Origin of the sequence: Hydrocoleum sp. CS-953, assembly GCF_002260545.1 — a bacterium.
Classification (GTDB): domain Bacteria; phylum Cyanobacteriota; class Cyanobacteriia; order Cyanobacteriales; family Microcoleaceae; genus Trichodesmium.
This window is the reverse complement of sequence record NZ_LGSU01001386.1, coordinates 1-11,849: the sequence shown is the minus strand read 5'-3', so window position 1 is coordinate 11,849 and position 11,849 is coordinate 1. Positions and strand designations below refer to the sequence as shown.

Annotated in this window: 8 protein-coding genes and 1 pseudogene; 5 read left to right on the top strand and 4 right to left on the bottom strand. The window is 34.7% G+C overall.

Going from position 1 to position 11,849, the window contains the following annotated elements; genetic code table 11:
- Nucleotides 1–617 precede the first annotated feature (617 nt).
- Entirely contained in the window at nt 618–1,688 is a 1,071-nt protein-coding gene (locus tag AFK68_RS27295) for a glycoside hydrolase family 10 protein (protein ID WP_094676746.1), read from the bottom strand.
- 409 nt (nt 1,689–2,097) lie between these two features.
- Here AFK68_RS27295 and AFK68_RS27290 point away from each other — a divergent pair.
- The 5 genes and pseudogenes from AFK68_RS27290 to AFK68_RS27275 all read left to right on the top strand — a co-directional run.
- Nucleotides 2,098–2,792: pseudogene (locus tag AFK68_RS27290) on the top strand (heme oxygenase (biliverdin-producing)); the annotation flags it as partial.
- Between the two features lies 1 nt (nt 2,793).
- Nucleotides 2,794–3,014: biliverdin-producing heme oxygenase (locus AFK68_RS27285; protein WP_210407652.1), on the top strand; the 221-nt coding region annotated here is incomplete at its 5' end.
- A 222-nt stretch (nt 3,015–3,236) separates the two neighbouring features.
- Nucleotides 3,237–3,584, top strand: a complete 348-nt coding sequence (locus tag AFK68_RS46675) for a response regulator transcription factor (protein ID WP_371357588.1) — start codon at nt 3,237–3,239, stop codon at nt 3,582–3,584.
- 13 nt (nt 3,585–3,597) lie between these two features.
- Entirely contained in the window at nt 3,598–3,813 is a 216-nt protein-coding gene (locus tag AFK68_RS46670; RefSeq protein ID WP_371357587.1) for a helix-turn-helix domain-containing protein, read from the top strand.
- A 494-nt stretch (nt 3,814–4,307) separates the two neighbouring features.
- Entirely contained in the window at nt 4,308–5,021 is a 714-nt protein-coding gene (locus AFK68_RS27275) for a response regulator transcription factor (protein ID WP_094676742.1), read from the top strand.
- A 484-nt stretch (nt 5,022–5,505) separates the two neighbouring features.
- Here AFK68_RS27275 and AFK68_RS27270 read toward each other — a convergent pair whose 3' ends face one another.
- From AFK68_RS27270 to AFK68_RS27260, 3 genes are all read right to left on the bottom strand, one after another.
- Nucleotides 5,506–5,835: an NfeD family protein gene (locus AFK68_RS27270; RefSeq protein ID WP_143438347.1), complete on the bottom strand. Its 330-nt coding sequence runs from the start codon at nt 5,833–5,835 to the stop codon at nt 5,506–5,508.
- Nucleotides 5,836–6,171: 336 nt separating this feature from the next.
- On the bottom strand, nt 6,172–7,137 hold the full coding sequence (locus AFK68_RS27265) for a CHAT domain-containing protein (protein ID WP_371357589.1): 966 nt from the start codon (nt 7,135–7,137) through the stop codon (nt 6,172–6,174).
- 766 nt (nt 7,138–7,903) lie between these two features.
- Nucleotides 7,904–11,626 (bottom strand): filamentous hemagglutinin N-terminal domain-containing protein (locus AFK68_RS27260; RefSeq protein WP_210407651.1); only part of this gene is annotated, 3,723 nt, incomplete at its 3' end.
- Nucleotides 11,627–11,849 lie beyond the last annotated feature (223 nt).

Sequence of the window (11,849 nt, the reverse complement as noted above, 5' to 3'; positions counted from 1 at the left end):
GAATAAATAAGAAAAAATATCAGGTAAAATAATTAAAATCAAAGGATTTACCAGAGATAAGAAAGTCAAACTATTCTGGGCAACTGTTTCTACCAACAGGACAGAATATATTGCAACTAATGACTTAGGTCAATCTTCAGTAGATGCTTTAGAATTTGAGTCTCAAACTAGATGAAAAATCGAAGAGTTTCACAGGGAAATTAAGCAACTAAAGGCAAGCGAGTTTTGTCAATGTCGTCTCAGTAAAATTCAGAAAAATTATATAGCCTGTGCTATGTTAGTCTGGATTTTTTTAATGCATATTGGCAGTAAAACTAGGAAAAACTATCTATAAAATCAAGCATGAATTACTCTCAGATTATCTGAGAAAAGAATTGAAGAAGCCCACAATAAAATTCAAGGCTATTTTTATTTTCTAGGTGTTTTTTAACCTTGTTTTAACAATGGTAGTTGTCTTGAGGCGTTGGCGGAGCAAGTGCGGCAGCTATATCGCTATAAATTTTTAAGCGTTGGCGGAGCAAGTGCGGTAGCTATATCGCCTAAATTAGTAACGCTATATATAGCGTCCTTGCGTAAGTCCTGAAAATAATATTTTGGGGACATTCCATGAAATTTCCCTACAGTGGTCTATGAACATCAAAACTACTGTAATTGGAATAAACATCTTTTCTCAATGCTTTAGCCAACTCATCATTATTCTCTCGCAAACCTTCATAGAAAAATAACACCTCTCCATTAATACCTACAGAACGGTTATAGGCGATCGCTTCCAACAAATAATCCACACTAATACGATAAGAGCCAACTTTGATTAAAATTCCTGGAAATACTTTGCTCAACTTACTTCTAGTAAACTGTTGCCTTACTAACTGTTGCGCAATAGTTTTGTAACTAGAAAAGTCACGACGATAAAGTTGAGGATGAATAATATCAACAATTTCTCGGTTGATCCAAGTAGGATAGTCTTGGAGATATTCATTGAAACTCCACTTATAAAAACTAGGTGCCATTGAAACCAAAATATTAGGTTTAACTGCTTTAACTTCTCTGTATAAACGAGCCAAAAAATTTGTCAAAATATCCGCTCGCCATTTTAACCACTTCTGATTTTTATGGTTTTGGGGAGGGTAACAAGAAAACTGCTGACGATAACGTGCCATAGTTTTCGCATCATAACCACCCTCTGAGGGAAATGCTGGCATTCGGTCATCTCCCTGAATACCATCAATATCATAATTTCTCACAACTTCCAAGACCAGACCGAGCAAAAAATTCTGCACCTCTTCATCCAAAGCATTCATCCACTCAAAACCATTTTTCACCAATAAATTCCCTCTACAGTCAGTAGCTCTCCATTCCGGTTTTTTGCTCAGTAGCAACCCTCCATTTTGTTTATAAGAACTAACAAACCCATATTCAAACCAAGGAATAACCTTCATACCCACTCGCTTTGCTTCTGTGATGACCTCTGCTAGAGGATCGCGACCTTGGTATAGAGGATCTATCTCTCGACCGAAAGTTTTTCTCATTAGTTGACTAGGGTAGAGAGTAAATGCTTTATTCCAAACCACAGGAAATACAACATTAAATCCTGTTTCCACCAGAAAATTCATTGCTTCAGCAATTTTATCTCTAGAATAGAGAATTTTACTATCAACATTTGTCAGCCAGATACCTCGCAATTCCATAATTATCCAAGATGATTGATTATTTTGTTGTCAAAAAGCTTTTCCGTTTGTCATACTCTGCAAGCGAAGTGGATATTATTCGATCGCAAAAGCTAAATTTTTTAATGAAAATTTAATAATTTGATTTTGGCCTAGATACTCTATAATTAAAGTAACAGTTTTTAATACAAAAGTTCACAGTTAAGACCCTCTTATCCAAGTAAATTGCTGATGATTCACAGATGCCAATTCAATGTACAATGGTATGAGAGATAATCTATCATTTGGTCAATGTTTACTTCTTAATTATTCTTAACGTAAATTTTCATCTATTCATTCTAAGGTATTCAAATAGGCAATTTAATTTCTAAGTTTCTGTAGGAATTGATACGGCCAATTGTATAGTTTAGTATCAGTAAGGGAATTTAACATGAGTGTAAACCTAGCAACTCAATTGCGTGAAGGAACCAAAAAAGCTCACACAAACGCAGAAAATGTAGGTTTTGTCAAGTGTTTTTTAAAAGGAGTTGTAGAAAAGACTTCCTACCGGACTTTAGTTAAGAATCTTTACTTTGTTTATTCTGCAATGGAAGAAGAGATGCAACGCCACCAGGAACATCCAATCATTTCCAAGGTTTACTTTCCAGAACTAAACCGTAAGCAAAGCTTAGAGCAAGACCTAAAATTTTATTATGGTGCTGGTTGGCGCGAGCAAGTTGCTCCTTCTGATGCTGGTCAAGCTTATGTACAGAGAATTAGGGAAATCTCTGAAAAAGAACCAGAATTGTTAGTAGCTCATTCCTATACTCGTTACTTGGGAGATTTGTCTGGCGGTCAAATTCTCAAGAAAATTGCTCAGAGAGGTATGAATTTAACTGATGGAGAAGGTACTGCTTTCTATGAATTCCCAGAAATTTCAGATGAGAAAGCATTCAAGAATAACTATCGTCAGGCAATGAATGATTTACCCATCGATCAAGCAACAGCAGATAGAATGGTTGATGAGGCGAACGCTGCTTTTGGCATGAACATGAAAATGTTCAATGAATTAGAGGGTAATTTGATTAAGGCCATCGGTGTGTTACTGTTTAATACCTTAACAAGAAAGCGCAGCACTGGTAGTACNCATTCAAGAATAACTATCGTCAGGCAATGAATGATTTACCCATCGATCAAGCAACAGCAGATAGAATGGTTGATGAGGCGAACGCTGCTTTTGGCATGAACATGAAAATGTTCAATGAATTAGAGGGTAATTTGATTAAGGCCATCGGTGTGTTACTGTTTAATACCTTAACAAGAAAGCGCAGCACTGGTAGTACAGAGTTGGCTACTGTGGCTGAATAAATAATGCTTAATTAATTAATATTGCCTTCTCAGGAGACACTACAGTTTTAAGTTGTCTTTGAAATCCTGGGGGTTTGATGGCTGAGGTTGCAGTCGTCAAGTCTCCAGGATTTGACGTTTGAAGAGAATGAGGAAAGATATTTCTTTTGGAGACACCATCCTATAATTGCTGTAGAAGTTAAACTTGTAAAGTAACAATAGAAAAAATAGGATAATTTTAATATGGCGTCTCCGAAGATTCTTGTGGTGGATGATGATCCAGCAATTAGAAACTTAGTTCATCGCTATTTAAGTCAACAAAACTATCAAGTAGAGTCTGCAGAAGATGGTGCAACAGCTTTAGTTTTGTTGAAAGAATTTCAACCAGACTTGGTTGTCTTAGATAATGATTTACCAGACACTACTGGTTTTCAGCTTTATCGCGAAATAGAAAGTTATAATGAAATGAACAGTGATAATTATGTTTTTGAACGGATAATAATGGAAAGTTTATATGATAGATTGGGCGGTAATTATATCAGCTATGATTATGTCACAAAACCATTTTGTTTAGCAGAACATAGAATTTAATTTATTATTTTTTATGGCTAGTGAACCAGGCCGTGCTTGGAAAGGGTCTCAGTTGTGCAATGAAATCTGGGGTAGTGACTGGGTGGGAGACCCAAAGTGTATTGATGTAAATATTGGTCAGATTCGCAAAAAGCTTAGAGAATCTGGCTGTGATTTTTATATAAGAGCTGTTCGGGGAATAGGTTATAGGTTTGACGCTCCAGCGTCAAATGATTCTCTAGAGGAGTAAGTAATTTGAATTTTGCCTGATAATTTTTATAAAAATTTGCTCCTTTTATTGTTTGAATTACCTGGATACGCTGATTCGATCAATACTTCAAAAAAATGCTGATATTGCTGTTGATATTTGTGTATTTTATAACTAATAAAAGTAACTAATAAAAAGCTTGAATTTGACTAATATAGAATCCGGGTAATTAATTATCGTATCGCGCTAGAATTCAGGACTCAGGAGTCAGGAGTCAGGAGAAAGAAAGCATTTGAATAGCATGAATTTTTAAATTCGTATTCAATAGAACATCTGTAAGTTGAGGAAGTAATTTTGCGATTACCGTATAACCGGATTTGATATAATACGTAATTGTTTATTCAATTATGACCACTATGATTTTTTCCTGAGTCCTATACAGGCAAATGGCCATTCCCCTAAAGGGTGATTTTGCGATAATTACCCTAGCAGTTAAACTTATAAAGTAAAGATGGAAAAAATAGGATAGTTTTAATATGGTATCTATTAAGATTCTTGTGGTGGATGATGACCCAGCAATTAGAAACTTAGTTCATCGCTATTTAAGTCAACAAAACTATCAAGTAGAGTCAGTAGAAGATGGTAAAACAGCTTTAGTTTTATTTAAGGAATTTCAACCAGACTTAGTTGTCTTAGATATCAATCTACCTGATACTACTGGTTTTCATCTTTGTCAGGAAATGCAAAATTATAATGATGTGTTTGTACTGATGCTAACCAGTTTAGTTGATGAAGCGGATAAAGTCAAAGGTTTTGGCTTAGGTGCTGACGACTATCTCACAAAACCATTTGGTTTGGTAGAACTTGGTGCCCGTATTAGAGCAATCTTGAAGCGTCAAAGACTACCTTCTCAAAAAAAATCAAAGCAACTTATATTTGGGGATTTAGTAATAGATTCTACTACTAGAGAAGCGAAATTTAAGAATAAAATTATTCCTCTAACTCATATACAATTTAATTTATTATCTTGTATGGCTAGTAAGCCTGGCTATGCTTGGAAACGCTCCGAATTGTACAATAAAGTCTGGGATAGTGAATGGGTGGGAGACCTAAAGTGTTCTGATGTACACGTTGGTCAGATTCGCAAAAAGCTTAGAGAATCTGGCTGTGATTTTGAGTATATAACAACTGTTTGGAAAGTAGGTTATAAGTTTGAAGCTCCAGGAGAAAATGGTTCTATAGAGGAGTAATTCATTAATGGATAATTGATAATTACCTCTGGTTAAAACCGTAAGGGAATTGAATATAAGGAAATTCAAGAGCACTTTTTTTCCCTTGTAGAGCGACAGCTCGCGGCGCAGCCAAGGGGAGGCTAATAAAGCTGAATTATTTAATTAATAATTATTCGATAATTTTAATTTTCCCAGATAATGTTGATAAAAATTTGCTCCTCTTATTGTTTGAATCATCTAGACACGCTTAGTCGATCAATACTTCAGATAATTGCTTATATTACGGTTTATATTTGTGGATTTTTTAACTAAGACAAAGCTTTAATTTGACTAACCTGATTTAGTAGTTTTTTTGTTGATTAAAATGTGAATATTTTATAGTAGGATAATCCCACACTGAAATATTTGTGTGGGAGTACATCACTAATAAAAATAAGCATCTAATGGAAGTTTAAAAGCGGACATGAATGCATTGAAGTTTTTCTGCCATTTGTGGTGAAAATTACAACAACATTAAGAGCAGTAGTAAGAAATTACCAAGGAAAAATAAAGGGGCTACAGAAGGTGATTTTTTCTTGTTTTCGCAAGGATAATTATCATCGTTATGAGGAACAGTATCTACAATCAGAGTAATATTATCATTACCTACCACATATACAATCTCTTCAGGATCAATTGTAATTTCTTGGAGACATTTAGCATTCCATATACTACCCCGATAGCGGATTCTACCAAGTTCATTTGGGCGAATAATTTCATCAACAACTGCTTCCTTAGATCTGCTTAACAGATATGGATTATCTGAACCAGATTTTTTTAAAGTATTTAACATTTACAACTCCTATCCTAATATATAAGTTAATTGTGACGATTACCTGTAGAAAAATAGTAATTAATAATTAAGCTATGATTTTAGTTTGAAAATCTCCTACTCAAGTTTTTACTTACTTATATAAATAATCTTGAGTAAGTAAAACATCAAGTTGGTAACTACTATAGAAACTTTAGTATTAATTTTGTTCTATATTTTAAGCTTCGGTATTCCCAGTTGTAAATCTGGAATTTTTGCTCGAAAATAGAAACTTTTTTTCAATCAGTAGTTAAGCTCGCTTTTGTCTAAGAAAGTGAGATTTTTAATTTCCTTATTTCCCTTAAGAGCTGCTTCATATTACCAAGGTGAACCAATCATGGTAAATGCTGCCCAATAATAAGGATGAGATAAATCTCTCTTGCCTTCTCTAACTAACTCTAATGGTAAAGCTAAATGTTGATTACCATTTCGGAGAATATGACGATTTTCTAAATGCACGTCTCCCCTTAACATTGCCAATTGAGCTTTTCGTAACGCTTCTGCTTTAATAGGTCTTTTTGACAAATGTTGATAAAACTCAGTCATTAAAGCTAATGTGCCAGTATCGCTAACGTACCAAAGACTTGCTAAAGCAGACTTTACTCCAGCTTGTACTGCCAACCCTGCAAAACCTAACTCAGCATCTTCGTCTCCCACTGCAGTAGTACAAGCACTCAATACCAATAATTCAACTTGGGGACTATACAAACGTAACTGACGCAACTCATTTAACCGTAGCTTAGTATCCCAAAATTGAATATAAGAATTATCAGCACTCCCTGGATGAAATTCTCCATGAGTAGCTAAGTGAATAATTCTAAATTTTTCTTTGCTACGTTGTTGCTGTAAATTTTCCAGAGTAAATTCTTGATTTAAAAAAGACTTACCCTGCCAAAGATTATTTACAATGGTTTTAAGTTCTACAGGTACTGCTGGTAGAGGTGTTTGATTAGCATGAGCGGGAAATTCCGATGCTCCCATTGCCAAAACTTGAGAACCATTTAATCCGACATATCTTGTATCTGTTAAAGTAAAATTAGGAATTAACCCTAAACTATATTTTTCTACTAGGAATTGTTGACCATCGTGTAAAGCTGCTATTGGAATAGTTCTCAACCCACTATCCATCGAAAAAATTGTCATATTTATATTATTAGCTACCAATTCTTCAGCTATTGGAGCAATCAACCATTGATATAATTTTTGAGCATTTGATAAATAATCGTGAGAATCTAATTGACTAGGAGTTCTAATTTGGTTGCTGAATTTTTTAGCAACCTTCATTACCTCCTCCCTACTTTTCTTAATACTTTTAACAACTGGTTTACCATTGGGCAAAAATAATTGTAGTTGTAAATAATTGGGTTGTGCAGAGACGTATATAATTGCTGGTTTGATGCCAATTTTGGCAACACTACTGAGAGTATTGCGGATATTTGCTGCTGTGGCAGTTCTCTTAGAGATATTTTTTCCTAAATAACTAGCAAATTCTCTGCCTCTGGTTAGCTCTATCTGGGATACGGTGTCTGTTAAGCTAATTTGATGGAAATTATTCTTGGGAGAAATTTCTGAAGCAGTAGTTGTAATATTTTCTTCTACGACTATGGTTGGAGTTAGTTTCTGCGAAGACTTACCTTGAGCTGGATTTTCTATAGCAACAGTTTGCTCGGAAACTGGTGGAGTTAGATTAGAGTTTGTATCTTCTAAAAGAATAGTTGTTTCTGAATTTTCTACAATAAATTGAGAATTATCAGGTTGTGCTAATTCTACTGTAGTTTGATTTTCTAGGACTAATGGGGGAATTTGTTCTTCTGAATTTATGGATGTTTGGAGATGATCTACATTTTCTGTGACTGAGGTAGTAATTTCAGAACTGTCTAAAACTTGTGAACTTGCTTCGGGATCTTGAGATGCTATCTGTACTTCTTGGTTTGTGTTTAAGGATAACTCATTATTTTCGTCAATAGGAACTTGAGGTGTTTCTACCTCAATATTGTCTGACACTTCGACTAATTCTAGATTTTCTGATGCTTCTACTAATTCTGGTTGNATCTTGAGATGCTATCTGTACTTCTTGGTTTGTGTTTAAGGATAACTCATTATTTTCGTCAATAGGAACTTGAGGTGTTTCTACCTCAATATTGTCTGACACTTCGACTAATTCTAGATTTTCTGATGCTTCTACTAATTCTGGTTGAATTACTGTATCAGTTTGATTTTCTTCGTTAGAATTATTAGACTCTATTGTATCTGGTTGCAGTTGACTTTCTTGACTCTGTGATTCTGTGATAGTTTCAGTAGAGTTATTATTCTGTGGTTGAGAGTTTTCGACTTCTTTTAAATCAAACCTATTGGGTAGAGAGCGATCGGGCGAGATGGTAAATTTTCCATCTGTAATTGCTCCGACAGAACCGTTAGTTGTAGCGTTTCCTAAGGTAAAAGGTGTTTTTCCTGTACTAATAGTAATATTTCCCCCTGCTAATTCTCCAGCAGTAGAAATGCTAGCAATATTCTGATTTTGACTGAAAAAAGTACCTGTTATTCTGAGAGTATCATCTGTACTAATTTCTACATTACCTCCAATATTTCCACCTTCTGCTTTTACAGATATAACTTCAATATCATTTTCCGCACTCAATTTAACTTCCCCAGCATTTCCTGATGTAGCGCTGGAATTTATTCTACCTGTAGTTAGGCGATCGCCTGCCTCCAGATTAATATTTCCTCCTATTGTTGTTCCTGTAGTAGTTAGTTTTCCTGTTTCTATAGCACCACTCCCGGTGACAATATCAATGTTGCCCATACTATTTTCTGATGTATTTGTGGTAACATCTCCAACCTTGACATCTCCTTGAATGCTAGTAATGCTAATGTCTCCAGGCGCGGAAATATCGCCAGTGAGAATATCACGATTAGCATTTAGAGTAATTTTGGCACCATCTATTCCAGTTATTGTACCTGTACCTGTAATTGTTTCTGCTTGGATAGTCAGGGGATCGTGAAATCTCACTCCATTGTTGTTGTTATTTTCTGGAGAATATATAGTAATAGTACCGGAATTTTCAGATTTCCCGATGGTAATAGATGCAAAACCATTTACCAAAGTTGCTAAGTCTGATGTTGTTAGGTTAAGCGCTTCTGTATTTTCAAACCCTCCCAGAGTAATATTTTGATTTTCTGATGCTGAGTGTAGAGTAAGTTTTCCATTACTACTAATACTATTTTCTCCACCTAAAAGGTTAATTTCGTTTCCAGTCAGAGAAATATTGCCAGTTTCTATGCTGTCACTTGATGTTGATATTCGCCGAAGGTTGAGAGTATTTTCAGATGTAATATCAATATTTCCACCACTTTGTTTACCTTCAGCATTAATATTTTCTGTATCAATATCGGTAGCAGAATTTATCGTAATATTCCCACCCCTACCATTTGCAGAACTAGCATCTATACCTACTGTTGTAATCTCAATCCTACCTGTTTGACTATTGAGATTAATATTTCCACCTCTGGAGTCTCCACTGGAATTAATTTCTCCTGTAATAACATCTCCCTGAGCATCAATATTTATATCTCCTCCATTACTTTCTAATGTTGTATTTGAATTAGCGGTAGATAAGTTATTAGACATAACAAAACCTTGACTACTGCTAAGATTTAGTTCTCCTCCTTTTGTATTAATAGTACCTGTATTGATTGTTGTTCCAGAAATACTAATTCCTGCTCCTTGAGTATTAATAGTATTTTCTGAATCTATCGTAAATGAACCTAAATTATTTTGGTCACTATCTGCTATAAATGAGATTTTACCTCTTGTATTTGCTAAGTTTAATTCAGCTTCAGATAAATTGTTGATAGTTATGTTTTCTGATGCTTCGATCCTAATATTTGTATTTGATATATTTTCTATTGATGATTTAGTAATCTGAGATTCTGTTGCTATTTCTCCAGTTAAAGGATTATCTTCTATTGATGATTCAGCAATTTCAGATTCTGTTGCTATTTCTCCAGTTAAAGGATTATCTTCTATTGATGATTTAGTAATCTGAGATTCTGTTGCTATTTCTCCAGTTAAAGGATTATCTTCTATTGATGATTCAGCAATTTCAGATTCTGTTGCCGTTTCTTCAGTTAAAGTATTATCTTCTATTGATGATTCAGCAATTTCAGATTCTGTTGCCGTTTCTTCAGTTAAATCATTATCTTCCATTGATGATTCAGCAATTTCAGATTCTGTTGCCGTTTCTTCAGTTAAATCATTATCTTCTAGATCGATATTTCCATCTACAACATTAATATTTTCAGCCTTCAATAATAAATTTCCCAAAGAATTTGGAGAACCTAAATTAACAGTACCATCAAAAATTAAAGTTCCTTGACTAGAAATTTCTACTATATTTTCAGTAGGGTTTTGTTCTACTGAAACAGACTCTTCGCCAATATAACTAACAGCTTCTATTTTTCCTAAAAATATAGTTTCTTCCACACTCGAAATAACAACATTACCTCCTTCGCCTAAAAAAGATGTAGCAGATATTTGTGTCTTTTCATCAACATAAGTACGACTAGCATTAGGAACAGTTCCTAAACCTGAAAAGTCTCCACCAATTCTAATATTTCCACTCCCATGAATACCAGAAGCATTCAGCTTCGCATCAAATAATCCTACTTTTTCTCCCAAAATATTGATTCTACTTGTATTTAACAATTCCGAATTTTCTGCCGAAGAAATATCCAGAGAACCAGAAACAATAGTTGTACCTGAATCTGTAGGAATTACCTGATTAGAACCTGTCAAAACTACTTGATTATCATCATTAACCATCACTCCAGTAGCCATTTCCATAACTTCACTATTACCAGTTAAAAGTTCTGGTATAGATAAAGCATTTAAAGTTGGTAATTCTTCTGTAGAATTTGTGCTTAAACTTTCTCCATCTTCCGTTTTTATTTCTAAACTTAACAAACGCCCTTCTTGACTAATGCGGACTAAATTTTCTCCTGGAACTGTAGAGATTGTAATTTCACCACCAGGTGCAGATATTTTACCTGTATTAATTATTGTTCCACCCAATAAAGTTACACTTTTTCCTGGTTCAACAGTTAATTCACCTTCATTGATTATTGCTCCAGAATTCGTCATCGGGAAGGAAAAAGCACTGGGATTTCCTGTTAAAATATCGTAGTTATTTTCACCTCTAGAATTAAACCAACCATCATCAAAACCAATACTTGAACCAGTAGTTACGACAAAAGATGCAGGTATATCTAATCTAGCATTTTTACCCAAAATAACACCAGCGGGGTTCATAATAAATAAGTTAGAATTTCCTCCTGTTACCTGAATTAAACCATTAATTACAGAAGCATCTCCACCTGTAACACGAGTTAGAATATTTTTTATATTGGGGTTAGATATAAAGTTAACAATTTGGTTTTTTTCCAGATTAAATCTAGTGAAACTATGAAAAAGATTTGCATTATCTTCCGATCGTTTTCCTCCTGTAATATCGAAGCGGGTTTGAGAAGAATTGTTTGATGGTGTTACCGGAGTTACTACTGTGTTAGTTGAGTTTGGTTCGGGAACTATTGGTTGAGTCGATGGTTGAGCTAATGCGGTTTGAGCGGAAAATATTGGCCATGGAATTATTCCGACCCTACCATTATTTTCGGAGATATCTAATGGTAGGAGCGCAGTAGTGTCCAATACCCAAAGTCCAGTTAAGGGAACGGCTATGAGAATCTGGTAAATTTTATCAACGGGTACATAGTTCATTGGTTTGTGAGATTTTTTTATTGGATTATCATAAAACCACTTTTTAGTCAAGAATAATTTTTTTAATCCTCTTAAAGGTAATTTATTATGAGATTACTATGGTTTCAATCCTACTCTAATCCATAATATTAAGAACTCTCCATTGTATAGAACTCCTGAAGGGATCTCATAGATCGGGAGTGTGAGGAGAAGGGGAAGTGTGGGAAGTGTGGGCAGTGTGGGG